Annotated in this window: 11 protein-coding genes; 2 read left to right on the top strand and 9 right to left on the bottom strand. The window is 56.8% G+C overall.

The window, feature by feature from the left end:
- Positions 1-36 precede the first annotated feature (36 nt).
- Together ABNH10_RS10400 and ABNH10_RS10395 are read right to left on the bottom strand one after the other, a co-directional pair.
- The gene (locus ABNH10_RS10400) at positions 37-678 is read right to left on the bottom strand and encodes an HAD family hydrolase (protein WP_349385864.1); all 642 of its coding nucleotides are present in this window, start codon (positions 676-678) and stop codon (positions 37-39) included.
- Between the two features lies 1 nt (position 679).
- Positions 680-1627, bottom strand: coding sequence for a hypothetical protein (locus tag ABNH10_RS10395; RefSeq protein ID WP_349385863.1), 948 nt, complete (start codon positions 1625-1627; stop codon positions 680-682).
- Between the two features lie 897 nt (positions 1628-2524).
- On the opposite strand from ABNH10_RS10395, the gene ABNH10_RS10390 reads away from it, so the two are divergent.
- A complete protein-coding gene (locus ABNH10_RS10390) occupies positions 2525-3589 on the top strand; it encodes a 3-deoxy-7-phosphoheptulonate synthase (protein ID WP_349385862.1) in 1065 nt (354 codons plus the stop codon).
- Positions 3590-3829: 240 nt separating this feature from the next.
- On the opposite strand, the gene ABNH10_RS10385 is transcribed toward ABNH10_RS10390, so the two are convergent.
- From ABNH10_RS10385 to smc, 6 genes are all read right to left on the bottom strand, one after another.
- Entirely contained in the window at positions 3830-4735 is a 906-nt protein-coding gene (locus ABNH10_RS10385) for a PhzF family phenazine biosynthesis protein (RefSeq protein ID WP_349385861.1), read from the bottom strand.
- A gap of 158 nt (positions 4736-4893) precedes the next feature.
- Positions 4894-5322: a hypothetical protein gene (locus tag ABNH10_RS10380; RefSeq protein ID WP_349385860.1), complete on the bottom strand. Its 429-nt coding sequence runs from the start codon at positions 5320-5322 to the stop codon at positions 4894-4896.
- A 129-nt stretch (positions 5323-5451) separates the two neighbouring features.
- Entirely contained in the window at positions 5452-6033 is a 582-nt protein-coding gene (locus ABNH10_RS10375; protein ID WP_349385859.1) for a transglycosylase SLT domain-containing protein, read from the bottom strand.
- Positions 6030-8363, bottom strand: coding sequence for an NAD-dependent DNA ligase LigA (gene ligA / locus ABNH10_RS10370; protein ID WP_349385858.1), 2334 nt, complete (start codon positions 8361-8363; stop codon positions 6030-6032). The genes ABNH10_RS10375 and ligA overlap by 4 nt, the downstream gene beginning before the upstream one ends.
- 253 nt (positions 8364-8616) lie before the next feature.
- Entirely contained in the window at positions 8617-9537 is a 921-nt protein-coding gene (zipA, locus tag ABNH10_RS10365) for a cell division protein ZipA (protein WP_349385857.1), read from the bottom strand.
- 57 nt (positions 9538-9594) lie between these two features.
- Positions 9595-13095, bottom strand: a complete 3501-nt coding sequence (smc, locus tag ABNH10_RS10360) for a chromosome segregation protein SMC (RefSeq protein ID WP_349385856.1) — start codon at positions 13093-13095, stop codon at positions 9595-9597.
- Between the two features lie 449 nt (positions 13096-13544).
- Here smc and cysZ point away from each other — a divergent pair, with 449 nt between their 5' ends.
- A complete protein-coding gene (cysZ, locus tag ABNH10_RS10355; RefSeq protein WP_349385855.1) occupies positions 13545-14411 on the top strand; it encodes a sulfate transporter CysZ in 867 nt (288 codons plus the stop codon).
- Positions 14412-14543: 132 nt separating this feature from the next.
- Here the strand turns inward: cysZ and uvrB are convergent, their stop codons facing one another.
- Complete coding sequence (uvrB, locus tag ABNH10_RS10350) at positions 14544-16559, bottom strand: excinuclease ABC subunit UvrB (protein ID WP_349385854.1); 2016 nt, start codon at positions 16557-16559, stop codon at positions 14544-14546.
- Positions 16560-16790 lie beyond the last annotated feature (231 nt).

Raw genomic sequence — 16790 nt, 5'->3', positions numbered from 1 at the left:
TCTGGAGTTTGGCGCCAAGCGGTCCGCGGTTAAAATTCACCCTATCAACAGCTCATCAAACCGGCGGATAACCCGGTCTGCAAGATAGCCATGGGTATTGAGGCCGTCCATGTCCAGGTAAACCCCAACCATGCCAGCATTGCGCGCTGCCAGCAGGTCATATTTAAAATCCCCTACGTAGGCAATGGTGGCAGGCGCCATATTCCATTCACGGGCAATAGCGAGCAGCCCGTCTGGAGCCGGCTTGGGCGCAGCATCCTCCCTTGCCAGCACACGCTCCACAGGAATATTCAGCCGTGAAACGGTGAGCTCGGCAATGACACGGGCATTACGGGTAAGAATAGCCGTAGGAATACCCATTGCCGACAATTGTTCAAGGCAGGATTCTGCGCCGGGTATCCAGGTGGCCCGTTGCGCCCCTTCACGTTCATATTCAAGCACCACAGCGTGAGCAGCTGCCTGCTCGCTGGGTGGTAACGTGTCGATAAATTCCAGAACACCTACATCTTCCGGACAACGAAGAGCCTTACGGATGGCTGCAAAGTCCAGACGAGAATCGACCAGGGTGCCATCCAGATCAAAAATAATGCCATTGAACATCCTCTGGGGGCTTGCTGCTGACAACGTCATCGCACGCTCCAGCCTGCCATTGGCAATGGCAATGGCAATGGTGAACACACTATTGGCACGGCCAATCCTCCATTAACGCCTCACCGCCCGAGGCCATGGCGATAATCTTCCGGTCGCTGTCGAGCGTATATTGAAGACCTTTCTCGCCACGCACTTGCCAGTACACCGCCTTAATTGGCGATACCCCGGGCCCGGCCTCCGAGGTCTCCTCCAACGCGCCCTCATAGAGTGCGTATAAGGCCGGTGATTCTCCCAACGCGACATTGCTGTCGGTACGAATATCCGAAGGCGGCGTGACCTCCAATCGGGCAATACGACTGTTTCTGAACTGAGCGGACAGCCCCGCGGGCCACATAGCACTGCGCGCACGGCCACAGGTACTTTGCCCCGAAATGATATTCAGCGGCACCTTGGTCGTCGCCTGCACACTGGACAAGGGATCGCCAACACAAACCGGACCGTAACAGCCCGGCGACAAGCGATGCAGCGGCTGCTCACGATCCAGCGTTAAAGTCACCGTCAACGCCACCGTCATTGGGTCATCGCCACTGTCCGGTTGGCCAATGTGAGCGCGGTAATGGCTGGCAAGATCGGGCGCCGTATGCGCGCCACTTGGCGGAGAGGAAAAGCCCCCACGGAAGGTGACACACAGTTGCTCGGCACGGGCATGGTCCCCTGCCAACAACGCCCTGGAGGCCGCAGTGATCCCAGAACACACCACCGGCTCCATCGCTCGCTGCCAAGTGTCGGGATACCCACGGTCATCGCAATACTCATGGGAAAAATCGAGCATACAGCGATGAGGAACGATCTTGTGGGTAAGAATCGTGAGATCAACGCCCTGCCCAGCCAGGGCCAACAATGCCTCACTGTAATCCACGCCCATATAACGAAAATACGCCATTTCCCAGCCCACATCGGTGCGCAAATCCAAACGCAAACCGGCAGATGGCATCCCCAATGCCGGCGCAGCCAACCCATTCGTTGACATCAACATTGCCAAGCTAATCCACAACGCCCATCGGCATCGCTGCGCTTGCTGCACCCATCGTTTCATACTATCCCCCACTGCCCCGGATACCGAGACACCGTTCCCCGTCGTTCCTCAAAGGAAAACAAATTCGGCCGATCGATGCCAGCCCGCCTGTCCACGACGGGCTGTAGCCCCCCCCGAAAATTCATCAAGGACGAGAGTGCAGTGGATAGCGCCGCGCCGTGCACCGAGTTAGGGATTTCTCAGCGCGGATTCAGCTTCAGCCAGGCCCCAGTCACAGACTCTATGTAATGGTCGCAAACCATAGACCTACTTCGCCAACAAATTTGCGTTCTGCGCACAAGGGAGGGCCGCAAGCGCTGAGTTTGTTATGAAGAACAAAGCCGCTTATCCCCAAGTTGCGCGGTGAACGCGAAAACCCCTGCCCGGATAAAGAAATAGCCAGCAGCTATCGTGTAACATGGGCCCAGCCTCTTGCACCATTCTCAAGCTGCCGCTACCCTTTAGGCTTAAATGAAGCAGATTCAAGAGACATGACTATGCACGCAGCATTGCTTAATACACGTACCCTGACTGGCCCGGTGGCCGGTATGGCGGTATCTGCTGCGTCGTATTACGGGTATTGGTTTAGCCGCTCGCGCGCCTGATTAATACCCAGGCGCGCCCGTCAAGGGACGCCTGCCGAACACACCCAACCCCGGCCGGTAACCCGCCCGGGGTTTTTTATTGGCGGATATACAGCCGCAAACAACAGACAGCACCAAAAGGCCAACAGCATGTATCGCTATCAACCGAACGATCTGACAACCCGATTTAGCCGCTGGCCGAACCTGCACAGCACAGAACAGCGATCGACGAATCACGCGCGACGATAACGCGCCGCCGCAATAAGGGAAGACCATGCAACAGGTAAACACACAACATATCGAAAACGCCGCCAGCCCAACCCAAGCGCGCCAGGCGACACCACGCCGCAGCCAGCCGCTGCCCTCCCCTGCGGTACTGCGTGAGCGCTTGCCGGTGAATACCGCACTCGCCGCACACATTGAGCAGCACCGTCAGACGATTCGCAATATTCTCGATGGCAAAGATTCACGTCTGCTGGTAATCACCGGGCCATGCTCACTTCACGACCCCAAGTCCGCCCTGGAATACGGTCACCGCCTGGCAGAACTCGCGGCTCAGCTGGGCGACAAAATTTTCATTGTGATGCGGGCCTATGTGGAAAAGCCCCGCACCACCGTGGGCTGGAAAGGTATGCTCTACGACCCACATTTGGATGGCAGCAATGATATCGCCACCGGCCTGAATGTATCCCGCCACCTGTTGCTGGACCTGGCCCGGTTAGGCCTGCCGCTTGCCACCGAGCTGCTGCACCCCATGGCTGCGGATTACCTAGGCGACCTGCTTAGTTGGGCCGCCATCGGGGCACGCACCACAGAATCCCAGATCCACCGTGAAATGGTCAGCGGGTTGGCTCTGCCTGTGGGTTTCAAGAATGGCACTGACGGCAGCATTGACGTGGCCTGTGACGCCATGGGCGCGGCGATCCATCCTCACACCCACTTGGGCATGGATGAACACGGCCACAGCGCGTTGCTACGAACCGCCGGCAATCTGGATACCCATCTGGTACTGCGTGGTGGCCACGATGGGCCAAACTACGATGGCAACAGCGTGCAGCGCGCTACTGCCGCCCTCAAGAGCAAAGGCTGCAACCCACGCCTGATCGTGGACTGCAGCCATGCCAACAGCGGCAAAGACCCGTTACGCCAGCCTGCAGTGCTACAGGATTTGCTGCAACAACGAGCTCAAGGGCAAACCGCCATCGCCGGAATCATGCTGGAAAGCCATCTCCACGACGGCAAACAGGGCCAGGGGAAACCGCTTCAGCATGGCCTCTCCATCACTGATGGCTGCCTGGGCTGGGACAAAACCCGCGCCGTACTCTGCGCGATTGAATAACCCCAAATACCGGGCCTCCTCCCATTGCAGGAGAGGCCTGGCAGTCACTGGTCATGCAACACGCGAGCGACCATGCTAATTTGAAAATACATTTTCACCTATACACCAAGGAAGCCCCATGCTCAGTAATTTGACCCTCGACCAACTGATCACAGCCTTCGTGCTGTTTCTTACTGTCATCGCCACCGTGGCATTCATCGTCTACCTGAAAAATCGTTCGGGTAACGAATAAGCCCAGGGTCACGAATACAGCAGTGACCCGGTCCCCATCTTGATCACGTTACCGCCAATGCGGCAGCGCACCTCCTTGCCAGGGCGCTTATCGAATTCTGCATGGAGAATGCTTTTACGGGTTTCATGGCTGCCCCGATCCACAGACAGGGTATGGGTACCGGGCGCCGTCTCGCCCTGTTCTGCCAGATAAGCAATAAATTCCGGCATCACCGCACCAATCGGCGGAAACGCATCACGGGGCAGCGAGGGGTTTAGCAACCGACCATGAAATTCCGTAAACCCGGTAATGGTTCCCGGAGCGAATAGAAACAGCTCCGAGGTATAAACACCTCCGAACAGATCCGACCAGCGATCCGGGTTAAGACTCGCCGCCAGTACGTGTTCCGGTTTAGTAAAGGGCACAATCAGCGTGGGCTTGTCCACACTCACCACCATCGGCTTGTACTTACTGAACGAAATATGTTTTTCGTCAATGTTCAGCGCCGCCGCCAAGCGAGGAACTTCCGGGGTGTAGCGGTCGATTGTCGGGTTCAGCACTCGCGCAAACTGAATCGCTCCCGGCGAGCTATCGCCCTTATCAATAAAACTCTCAATCAATTGCTCATTCTGTTTCAGCAGGAACGACGCAAATTCCCCTTCATCTTTTGTCAGCCCCATTTCATAAGCGACATAAGACGCTGCCAGAATGGTGTGGGCACCGAATAGTTGTTTGCCTTTACTGTTAAACACCGTCACCGGCGAAGCATCATTTCCCGGCTCGATAAACACGGTTTCAGTTTGCTGAAATTCACTGGCAATAGCCGTTTTACTGGCATCACTACTGCTTGCCGAATCCAACATCACCACCGGCACCTGAGTGCCCTGAAATGGTGCGCCAGCGAATACATCAAGCAATGAATAATTGAGAGCCATCATCCTCACCTTTTATGATTTTCTTACCTGACTATGCAGCAAGGAAAAAAGAATGCAATCAACAAGAGAGGAAATAATGGCAAACGGAAAAAGGGTATTTACAAGGGGTAAGGCTCTAATCAGGTACTCAAACAGGCCTTAGTATGGGAAGCAAGAATTCAGGAAATAGCCCCTTCACGGGCCCACTCGCAACGCACTCGTAAAGGCGCGTCAGAGGGTGCATGGTACACGTCGGCACTGTCCCACACGAAGGTATGGAACCCGGACAATTCGGTTTCCAGGTGCACCACCGCATTCACCCAGTACATATTCTTGAGCAGGGATTCAAATTTAGCGATCCAGTGCTCCCACTCGTACTCCACCGCACGGTAAGACATACCAAAATGAATCACTTGGGTCTGGAAGGTGCCGCCCATCAAATCGTCTCCGGGGACGGAAAACATTTCCCGACACAGAAACGGCCATTCGTCCGCCTGCGGTAATTGCCGAATGGCCTTGCGATTTTGAAAGCAACTCGTCTTACGCTCCTGCAAATTACCAAACGGTAAATGCTTGATACAGCCGTAAACGATGGATTCGTTATCCAAAAAACACCCCAGGAAAATCAGCGACAAGCTCTAGCTTACAGCGACAAGTAAAAATCGAGAACCACTCAAATCACACCCGGCCACAAGGCAGGAATTCTCCCGCCATTCCACATTCATCGATCATCGCTATTACCTTCCACACCCCTGCATTTGTTGCTGATACCGGTTCGCCGTGGATGCGGTGCGTTGCGCTGCACCTTTCATCCATTTGTTGTTTTTCCAGGTGCCGCGGGCATAGCCCCCATGGCCTGCGTAGTAATTCAGATAGAGGTTGTAGGTATCGTTACGGGCCACGCCATTTTTCTTGTAGCTCTGGTAGTGATACCAGCCAACAAAACGCACCGCATCCTTGAAATCATTGCGCTTTACGCCACGGCGCCCGGTGGCGTCTTTGTACCAGTCCCAAGTGCCGTCCAGCGCCTGTGGATAGCCATAGGCCGACGAAGGACGTTTCCAGGGGATAAAACCCAATAGCTTGGTGCGCGGCGGTTTCGCTCTAGCATTAAACCCCGACTCTTTGTAGATCGTTGCCATCAGCACGGGCACCGGCACTCCATACTCTTTTTCCGCATTCTTGGCGTATTTGTACCAGTTATTGAACCAGCCACCCCGCTGATCAAACACCGCACAGACATTATTCGTGTTGGTCGGTGTGACAGCACAACCACTCAGGGTCAGTACTGCCAAAAGCAGAGTTAGCCAGATTTTCATAACGCTCCCGGATCAATACCGTGCTGGTTCAACAAAGACAGTAGCGCAGCTTCATCGCATACCTCAATGCCCAACGATTCCGCTTTCGCCAGTTTGGAGCCTGCGGATGCGCCGGCCACCACCCTATGGGTATTTTTGGACACCGACCCGGCCACTTTGGCGCCCAAGTGCTGCAAGGCCTGTTTAGCCTGCTCACGGGTGAGCTGCTCCAACGTGCCGGTAAGCACCCAAGTCTGGCCCTCCAGGGGCTGTGTTTTCGCCTGAGCCGGTGCGCGGGCAGCCATATCAGCAATCTGACTTTCTGCATCAAGCAGGCGCGCTTGCCAATCGTTCTCCGCCAGCGCCTTGGCCAGCTGTGTCATAACCCCGGAGCGCACGCCCTTGGGTTCGGCGCCGGCCCCTTCAGCCGCCGCCGCACTCAATTCAGCGACCGTGCGGAAATGGCTACCCAACATGTCCAGTGACTTGTCACCAATCCCATCAAGATTCATGCCCAATCGCTTGGCGGACTTTAACAATTGCGCCAGCGTCAGGCTGTTCACAAAGGTGGCGGACGGCACTCCGCTGGCCTGCGGGCTCACCCCTTGCGCCAACAAACCGTCGATCACCGCCTCGTTATCGCTTTCGGCAAAGAAAGCGCCGATGGCCTTGGCCACTTCCAGGCCCACATCCGGCACCGCCAGCAACAACAGCAACGGAGCACGGCGAATGCTATCCAGATCGCCAAAACAGTCAGCCAGATTCTTGGCGGTTTCTTCGCCAATCTGCAAGATACCCAGCGCAAAAAGAAACCGCCCTAGGCCGACGGTTTTGGAGGCTTCCAGCGCAGCAATCAGGTTATCTGCCGACTTCTCGCCCATACGCTCCAGACCCGCTACCTGCTCAGCTTTCAAGCGGTACAGGTCGGCCACGGTGGCAATCAATTCCTGATCCACCAGCGCATCCACCAGCTTGTCACCCAGCCCATCAATATCCATGGCCCGGCGGGAAGCAAAATGCTTGATGGCTTCTCGCTGTTGAGCGCCACAGATCAACCCGCCGGTGCAACGGGCCACGACTTGGTCGTCGCCACGCAGAATGTCGCTGCCACACACCGGACAGGAAGCCGGCAGGCTAATGTCTTCTGCATTCGCCGGCCGGCGCTCTGGCAGTGCCCGCACCACCTTGGGAATCACATCCCCGGCCCGGTACACCACCACGGTATCGCCAATGCGAATATCCAAGCGCTGAATTTCATCAATATTGTGCAGGGTGGCATTGCTAACGATCACCCCGCCCACGTGCACCGGTTCCAGCCGCGCCACCGGCGTCAGCGCCCCGGTACGGCCTACCTGCCAATCCACACCGTTCAGCACGGTGAGCTCTTCCTGGGCGGGAAATTTGTGGGCTATGGCCCAGCGCGGCGCCCGGCTAACAAAGCCCAGGTCCTCCTGCCAGTCGAAGCGGTTTACCTTGTACACCACACCATCAATGTCGTAATCCAGATGCTCGCGTTTTTCCAAGATGCCCTGATAAAAACGCAGCAAGGCCTCTACCCCGTGACAAACGCGAATCTCCGGGTTTACGCGTAAACCCCAGTCGCGTAATGCATCAAGCATGGCCGAATGGGTAGGCGGATGCTCCCAGCCTTCCAGCTGGGCCATGGAGTAGGCATAAAATTCCAGCGGGCGGCTGGCAGTGATGCGAGAATCCAATTGCCGCAAACTCCCTGCCGCGGCATTACGAGGGTTAGCAAAAAGCTTTAGCCCAGCCGCTTGCTGGCGAGCATTAAGCTCCTCAAAGCCAGCGTGGGGCATGACCACTTCACCGCGCACTTCCAACCGCTTAGGCACATCATTGCCACGCAGTTTAAGAGGCACCGAGCGAATAGTTCTGGCATTCACGGTAATATTCTCACCGGTTTGCCCATCGCCGCGGGTGGCCGCCCGCACCAACTCACCGTTCTCATAAAGCAACGACACCGCCAACCCGTCGAGCTTGGGCTCGGCCACGTAATCAATGATTTCGCTCACATCCAGGCGTTCACGAATACGCTTATCAAAGGCCCGCAGCTCCTCATCATCGAAGGCATTGTCCAGGCTCAACATGGGCACTTCATGTTGCACCTGCTCAAACGCATCCAACGGCACATCACCCACCCGCTGGGTGGGTGAATCTGCGGTAACTAGATCAGGGTATTGCGCTTCCAGGTCTTTCAGTGCGCGAAACGCTCTGTCGTATTCTGCATCCGGCACCGCCGGATCATCCTGAACATAGTAACGGTAGGACCAGTCGTTAAGCTGATCGCGGAGGGATTGTGCTTGCAGGGAAGGATCGTTGTTATTCGTCACAGTGGTCGCAGCAGTGAGAGTTTAGTGATTGAAAAGGCGGGGTGCGTTGAACGCGTAAAGCTTAACGTTGAAACGCGGGCTGTCGCCTCGTTATTGGAAAGGCCATGCCAGCGATTTTCAGTAAGGGCGCAGCGAGAAACCCAAAACACAAGTACCGTTGAGATCCGACAATCTGCGCTGCACGCCCCCTAAAGCGCCAAGACTGGGCTTGGCTTTTGCTTTTCAACGTTAAACGTTCAACTAGCAACTGCTTTTACGCATTCGGCACCCGTTGGCGCCGTTCGAATTCTTGCACACGCTGACGCAAGTGTTCCATGGTCTGCGGGGTCAATACGCTGTGCTGTTCATCTTTGAGCTCACCATCCAGCTCCGAAGCCAGCCGTTGGCAGATGGAAAGCATCTTGTCCAATGCCCCCATGGCATCGGTAGGCCCTGGCAGCTTCAGGAAAAATGTCACCCCGGCAAACGTCTTGCTCTCCATGGTTTCCAAATCAAAGGTGCCCGGTTCCACCGCATTGGCCATGGAAAACTGCAATTCATCGGCACCGTTCACACTTACATGGCGATGGAAAATATTCATGCGACCATAACGCAACCCTGCTTCCAGCAACATGCGTAGCAAGGCGTTACCATTAAAAGGCGCACCGCGATAAGCGATCAGATGTACCACGATCACTTCCAGCACAGGTTGAGGTTCGCGGGGCGCTTTCGGTGCTGGTTTGGGCTCTACCTGTGGCTCTTGGCGAGGTGCCTCACGGGGTTCGGCAATCGATTCTGGCGGCCGCTCTACTGCCGACGGGTTAGGGTCCGGTGCAAGCTCTGGCTGAGGCTCGGGTGAAACACCCGGTTGAGGCGCCGACCCCTGTTCGGCTTCGAACAGACTTTGCTGCTCAGCCGTACGGGGATATGCGGCCGCTTCATCCGGCTCCATTACCATGGGCGGACGTTCCGCTTGATCCTCTTCCATAGCACGACGAATCACGCGAGCAGAGCCAATCAGCTCCGGGTTAGAACCCTTGCTCTCTTCTTCCTCTGGCTGATCTCGGTAGCGTGGATCGATGCGCATGCGCAATCGCCCGTGCCGTTCCTTGATCATCCGCCGCATGCCATCGGCGAGAATCAGCAGGATCAAAATAACCAGAATGCCAATCAGTGTTTCCAGGTTCAGGCCCATTGCCTCTTTTCCCTTGCTTGTGCTGACGTACCGCTCCGTTAGGGCGGTACTGGTTCCTCACATCGCCGCCATTTCGGCCGCTTCTTCCACATCCACTGCAACCAGACGGGACACACCCGGCTCATGCATGGTGACGCCCATCAGGGTAGCAGCCATCTCCATCGCAATCTTGTTATGTGTGATGTAGATAAATTGCACTTTTGCAGACATTTCCGACACCAGGTTACAGAAACGCCCCACATTGGCGTCATCCAGCGGCGCGTCAACCTCATCGAGCAGACAAAACGGTGCGGGATTAAGCTGGAAGATACTGAACACCAGCGACAGCGCGGTCAGCGCCTTTTCCCCACCGGAGAGCAGGTGAATGGTGCTGTTTCGCTTACCGGGAGGCCGCGCCATAATGGTAACACCGGTGTCGAGCAGGTCATCGCCAGTGAGTTCCAAATAGGCATGGCCGCCACCGAAGACTTTCGGAAACAACTCCTGCAGGCCACGGTTGATGCGATCGAAATACTCTTTGAACCGGGCCCGGGTCTCGCGATCAATCTTGCGAATGGCGTTTTCCAGGGTGCCCAGCGCGTCTTCCAGGTCGTCATTCTGACTGTCCAGATAGCTCTTGCGCTCGGATTGCTGCTGGTATTCGTCGATGGCCGCCAGGTTAATCTGGCCCAGGCGAGAAATCCGCTGGCCGATCATGTCCATTTCCTGTGCCCACTGCTGCTCATCCGCCTCGTCCGGCAGGTTTTCCAGCACAGTCTTCAGGTCAAAGTTCTGCTCGGCCAGCTGCTCTGCCACAGTTTGCCGCCGGGTGCTCAGGTCCTGCCACTGCATTCGCTTCTGGTCCATGGTGCTGCGCACTTCCTGGGCCTGACGCTCGAATTGGCCGCGCTGGCCTTCCAGGTTACGCATTTCATGGTCTACGGTTTCCAGTTCGCGGCGGGCTTCGGCCAGCTTGTGCTCGGCTTCCAGGCGCACTTCCAGCTTTTCTTCCAGCTGCATCTGTAATTCGGTGCCCGGCTCGTCGCCGTCGTTGGTCTGCTCTTCGAGCAGCGCCTTGCGCTCGGCCATCATCTGCACCTGCGCCTCCAGGCGGCTCAAATTCTGTCGCAGCGAATCCGCTTGGGTACGAGCACCCTGCACCTCCATAGCCAGCTGATGGGACTGGTCACGATCTTGGCGGGCTTTCTGGCGAGACTCATCCAGGCTCAAACGCAATGCATCCCGACGGGTGAGCAACGCTTCGCGCTCACCGCTGTCGGTTTCCATGGCGTCCAGCGCTTCCGCCAGCACTGCCCGGGCTTCTTTTAGCTGTTCCTGTTCCTGCTCCAGCTGCTCGTTGGTCTCATCCATTTCTCGGCTGAGACGCTCACGGCGCATGGTAATCTGCTCCAGGCGCACCTGACGGGCACTCACCTGAGCATTGATTTCACCTAGCTCCCGGTTAATCCGGCTCGCTTGTCGCTGCACCTCTTCACGCTCTTCTTCCAGCTCGGAAATTTGCTCGCGGGTGCTTTCCAGCTGCTCTTTCAGGTCATCCACCGTGGCCTGCAGGGTCTCGATCTCGCCGACCAACGCCTCAAGCTCGCGGCGGCGTTCGAGAATACCGGCTTCCTGATCTTCCTCTTTGGCCACTTTCAGCCAATCCGGCCCCAGCCAAATACCGTCAAGGGTAACCACGGATTCGTGGGCCTCTAACTGCCCGCGCAGGGTCAGTGCCGCGTCCAGGTTATCGGACACGTAAACCCCTGCCAGCAGGCCTTCCGGGGCCTGGCCTTCAACATGGTCACGCAATAGAGTCGCCTTACTGCCGGCCGCGGCCTTTACCGCCCCCGGGTTAACCAAGGCCAGGCGGCCGTGGGACAGGTCGTCCAGCCAGTCGCTAAGCTGGTCAAAGCCGCTCACCGCCACCGCCTGAATACTGTCGCCGAGCACCGCTTCCAGCGCCTTTTCCCAGCCCTCTGCCACTTGCAGCTGGTCCGCCAGCCGCGGCTCATCATCCAACTCGTGGCGGGTGAGCCAGTCGCTGACCGCGCCATCATCCCCCATGGCCGCCTTCTGAAGAGCCTCGAGGGAGCTGCGGCGGCCCTTCAGGCTTTGCAGCTTTTCGCGGGCCTCATCCAATTGGCGCCCCCGATCACCGTTATCTCGGCGAAGCTGGTTGATCTCTTCCTGCAGAGATTCGCTGCGCAGTTCGTTTTCTTCCGACTGCCCGCGATATTGCTCAACCTGCTCTTCCAGCTCGCGCATTTCCTGGGCCAGCGGGCCGGCATCCAGAGACTCCTGTTCCTTTTTCAGCCGGTCAATCCGATCGCGCAAACGCTCCTGGGATTTATCCAGATGCTGAATCCGGGACTGCTCCACCTCCGCCTGACGGCGGGATTCGCCGGATTTGCCGTTAAATTCTTCCCACGCCTGCTGCCAGCTCTGCATGGTCTCTTCAGCCAGTGCCAGCGCTTCGCTGGAGGCTTCCTGTTGCTCGGAGACCATTTCCAGTTCCGGCTCACGCTCCGCCAGAATGGCGTCCAGCTCAGCCACTTTCTCGCTGTCGATGCGCAAGTGTGCATCCGCCTCTTTCCAGCTGGCACGAACTTGATCCAGCTCTTCGTACAATTGCTGCTTGCGCTCACGCTGATGCTGGATGCTCTGTTCTAGGCGCGCCACTTCTGCGCCCAGAGCGTAAAAATGCTGCTGCACTTCGTTGAAGCGCTCCTGCACCTCGTGGTGCTTCTCGCGCAAACGCTCAACTTCCGCATCCACGTGGCGCTGTTCCGCCACTTTCGCTTCCATGGACACGTCCAGTTCGCCTATCACGTGGTCCAGCTGCTTGACCTGCCCATCCAGCCCTGTCCAGCGCAACGCCTTGAGCTGCGCCCCTTTCAGCCGCTCTTCCTCTTTATATTGCTTGTATTTCTCCGCCGCACTGGCCTGGCGGCTCAAGCGTTCGATCTGGCGTGCCAGCTCATCGCGGATATCGGTAAGGCGCTCCAGGTTCTCGCGGGTGCGGCGAATGCGGTTCTCTGTCTCGCGGCGGCGAGCCTTGTACTTGGAAATACCCGCCGCTTCCTCGATATACACCCGCAGCTCTTCCGGCTTGGCTTCAATCAACCGGGAAATCATGCCCTGCTCGATAATGGCGTAGCTGCGCGGCCCCAGGCCGGTACCCAGGAAAATGTCGGCAATATCCTTGCGCCGGCACTTGGTGTTGTTGAGGAAATAGTTGGACTGGCCATCCCGGGTGACCTGTCGTTTCACGGAGATTTCGTTGAATTTGCCGTATTCACCGGTGACGGTGGCGTCGGAGTTATCAAAAATTAACTCAATAGACGCCTGGGCTACGGGTTTGCGGGCATTGGAGCCATTGAAAATCACGTCCGCCATGGACTCACCCCGTAGGTGCTTGGCCGAAGATTCCCCCATGACCCAGCGCACCGCGTCAATAATATTGGACTTCCCACACCCGTTGGGCCCCACCACCGCGGTGAGGTTTTCCGGAAAATAGGTGGTGGTAGGGTCCACAAAAGATTTGAACCCGGCCAGTTTTATTGATTTCAGTCGCATACGATTGCTGTCTCTACGCCGGCAACGGCAAAACGCCCCTAACAGGCGCCAATAGTAAAAGGGCTAAGTCTAGCGGCAACCCGGCCCGAATTCATCCGCTGAGACGCTCAGATTACAATAACCATCACTACACCGAGTTATATCGCATCCCAACGCCATCGCATTGCAAAGAAAGGCAAAACATCCCGCACCACGTCGGCGGTCGGTTTTACCCAAGGCTGTAAGCCGACAAACAACACTCGTTACTCACCGAACCATAGGCCCAACCAGGCAAACGAAGAGGGCTTGGTCCATCTACTGTTGTATTCGGCGTGCAAGCATGCCCCTCCATACAGCCCCTCCACCCTTTACCTATTACGGTGGCAGCACCGCCATCCGCCACGCCGCGTCTTTACCTTGCAGCGCGGGGCTTGTAGCGTGTAGCTGCTTTTAACCGCCAAGGATTAGCCGTGTCCCAGATCACCGATGCCATTGCCTACCTGACCCGCAGCCTGAAACTGGCCCGCAGCCCAGAACTGCGGCGCTATGTGATTATTCCGCTAATCTTCAACATTTTAGTTTTCGGAGGCCTGTACTGGCTCAGCGGTAGCTGGATTGGTGGCTGGATCACCGCTGCCACAGCAGACTGGGTGCTAACCGGCTTCTGGAGTTTCCTCAATGGCGCCCTACACTTCCTGGTCGATGCCGCAGTGGTGCTGGTGTGGATTTTATTGCTTGGCTTGTTCGCCAGCGTGTTTTCCATCGGTGTGCAGCTGATTGCCGCGCCCTTCATGGGCTTTCTGGCAGAAAAAGTGGATATCCAAATTACCGGCTACCCCATGAACGACGAATCTATCCCCGCCATGATCCTGCGTACCTTCAAACGGGAACTGCGTAAAACCTGGTACTGGCTATGGCGCGCCGTGCTGATTTTGTTTGTAGTCTTGGTGATTTACTTTATCCCGGTGGTCAACGTGCTGGCGTCAGCCATCTGGTTTTTGTGGTCTGGCTGGTTACTGGGCATGCAGTACATCGATTTCGGCGCCGACAATCGCCAGGTGCCCTTTGAGGTGATGCTAGAACGGCTAAAAGAGAAGCGCTGGCTGGTGCTCACCTTCGGGGCCATCGTCATGGCCCTAACCATGATCCCGCTGGTGAACCTGTTCATCATGCCTGTGGCCGTAATCGCGGGGACCCTGATCTGGGTAGAACAACTGGCGCCCAGCACCCCATCGCCCCGCTCACAGCAGACTACTAACGCCGTAGGCGCTCCCTTGCAAAGCACGCAACTTGCGCAGCAAGAGAATCGCCCGCAGGGCAATCGGGTAGAGCCCTAAACTGTGGGTCCGCTTTTAATAAGCGGACTTTGCTGACCAAGGCTCGGGTTCGCACCGTGGGAAGATCGGCGATTGTGTAACAGTGAAGGTGCCAATACACAAAGGGTTGGCGGCTACCGATAACGGGTATCTCTAGCGCATAAAACCCAGCTCTCTGAGCTGGTGAATCCTGTCGCGGGTGGCGGCGGCGTCCTCGAACTCCAGGTTCTTGGCATGTTCCATCATCTTCGCTTCCAGCGCTTTGATTTCCTTGGCCACTTGCGCCGGTGAGCGGGCATCCAGATAATCCGCCGGAGACTCGGCCACTTTCTTTTCGCCCTTGTACTTGCGATCAAAACGGCTGCCACCGCTGTCATCCATGATGTCACGAATCTTCTTGTTCAGCCCTTTCGGGGTGATGCCGTTGGCCTTGTTGAAGGCTTCCTGCTTCTCGCGACGACGATCCGTCTCGTCGATAGCCCGCTCCATGGAGCCGGTCATCTTGTCCGCGTAGAGAATCGCACGGCCATCCACATTCCGGGCAGCCCGGCCGATGGTCTGGATCAGTGACCGGTCGGAGCGCAGAAAGCCCTCCTTGTCCGCATCCAGAATTGCCACCAGCGCCACTTCCGGCATATCCAGCCCTTCACGCAGCAAGTTAATCCCCACCAGCACATCGAACTTGCCCAAGCGCAGATCGCGAATAATTTCCACCCGCTCCACCGTGTCAATATCGGAATGCAGATAACGCACCCGAATACCATGCTCATTCAGGTATTCAGTGAGGTCCTCTGCCATGCGCTTGGTCAGCGTGGTCACCAACACCCGCTGCTCTTTGGCAATGCATTCCTTGGCTTCGCCCAGCAGATCATCCACCTGAGTGGTCGCCGGACGGATCTCGATTTTCGGGTCCACCAGGCCGGTGGGCCGCACCACCTGCTCCACCACCTGCCCAGCGTATTTCTTCTCATAGGGCCCTGGGGTAGCAGACACAAAGACCATTTGTGGCGCCAGCAGCTCCCATTCCTCGAACTTCAGTGGCCGGTTATCCATGGCAGAGGGCAACCGGAACCCGAAACTTACCAGGGTTTCTTTACGCGAGCGGTCACCCTTGTACATGGCGCCCAGCTGGGGAATGGTGACGTGGGACTCATCGGCAATCAGCAGCGCATTGTCCGGCAGGTAATCATACAAGGTGGGCGGAGCATCGCCGGGGGCACGGCCAGAAAACAAACGGGAGTAGTTTTCTACTCCATTGCAATAACCCAGCTCCTGCAGCATTTCGATGTCGAAGCGGGTGCGCTGCTCCAAACGCTGGGCTTCCACCAGCTTGTTCTGCTCCTTAAGTTCGGCCAACCGCTCGGCCAACTCTTCCTTAATCATCTCCACCGCCTTGAGCACGGTTTCCCTTGGCGTCACGTAATGGCTCTTGGGGTAGATGGTGGTGCGGCTAATACGACGAATCACCTCACCGGTAAGTGGATCAAAGATACTGATGGATTCCACCTCATCATCAAACAGCTCAATACGAACCGCTTCCTTTTCCTCTTCCGCCGGGAAGATATCAATCACATCCCCGCGCACTCGGTAAGTGGCACGGCGGAAATCCATCTCGTTACGGGTGTACTGCAGCTCCGCCAACCGCCGCAACAGCTCACGCTGATCAATATGATCGCCGCGCACCAAATGCAGCACCATGGCGTGGTAACTGGCGGGATCACCCAGGCCGTAAATGGCCGACACGGTGGCTACGATAATGGTGTCCGGTCGCTCCAGTATCGCCTTGGTGGCAGACAGTCGCATTTGCTCGATCTGCTCATTCACCGAGGCATCTTTCTCGATAAACGTATCGGAGCTGGGCACATAAGCTTCCGGCTGGTAGTAATCGTAGTAAGAAACGAAATACTCCACCGCGTTTTCGGGGAAAAACTCTCGGAACTCCCCGTACAACTGAGCAGCCAGCGTCTTGTTCGGCGCCATAATGATGGTGGGCCGGCCTGTTTGCGCAATCACATTAGCCATGGTGAACGTCTTACCCGAACCGGTCACCCCCAGCAGCGTCTGGTGGCCCAGGCCATCATCAATACCCTCAATCAGCTGCGCAATGGCGGTGGGCTGATCACCAGCGGGCTGGTAGTCGGAATGGAGCTTGAAGAGGCTTTCAGACATTTGGGCTTCCTGATGGCTGCCGCCCTCCCGACGACGGGAAAACAGCAAAAGTCATGCGTGCAGAATCGCCGGGTAGTGTACCTCCTCCAACGCCAAGCGGCACCCTGTGTCTCCCACAAAACCCCTGTGACACCGTGATCCAAACCAGCAACACAGCCCACCCCTTTACGTGGTGGAACCTATCTGCTTACCACAACCACCCGTAGCCGAATCCGAGTTTTTACTGACTTT

This window comes from Alcanivorax sp. (assembly GCF_040119285.1).
GTDB lineage: Bacteria > Pseudomonadota > Gammaproteobacteria > Pseudomonadales > Alcanivoracaceae > Alcanivorax.
Note: the sequence above shows the minus strand (reverse complement) of the source record. Positions and strands in the feature narration are given on the sequence as shown.

Bases quoted from the DNA above. Each gene is read 5' to 3' on its own strand.
- ABNH10_RS10395 (WP_349385863.1), bottom strand. From the start codon at position 1,627: ATGTTGATGTCAACGAATGGGTTGGCTGCGCCGGCATTGGGGATGCCA.
- ABNH10_RS10390 (WP_349385862.1), top strand. From the start codon at position 2,525: ATGCAACAGGTAAACACACAACATATCGAAAACGCCGCCAGCCCAACC.
- ABNH10_RS10385 (WP_349385861.1), bottom strand. From the start codon at position 4,735: ATGGCTCTCAATTATTCATTGCTTGATGTATTCGCTGGCGCACCATTT.
- ABNH10_RS10375 (WP_349385859.1), bottom strand. From the start codon at position 6,033: ATGAAAATCTGGCTAACTCTGCTTTTGGCAGTACTGACCCTGAGTGGT.
- zipA (WP_349385857.1), bottom strand. From the start codon at position 9,537: ATGGGCCTGAACCTGGAAACACTGATTGGCATTCTGGTTATTTTGATC.
- smc (WP_349385856.1), bottom strand. From the start codon at position 13,095: ATGCGACTGAAATCAATAAAACTGGCCGGGTTCAAATCTTTTGTGGAC.
- uvrB (WP_349385854.1), bottom strand. From the start codon at position 16,559: ATGTCTGAAAGCCTCTTCAAGCTCCATTCCGACTACCAGCCCGCTGGT.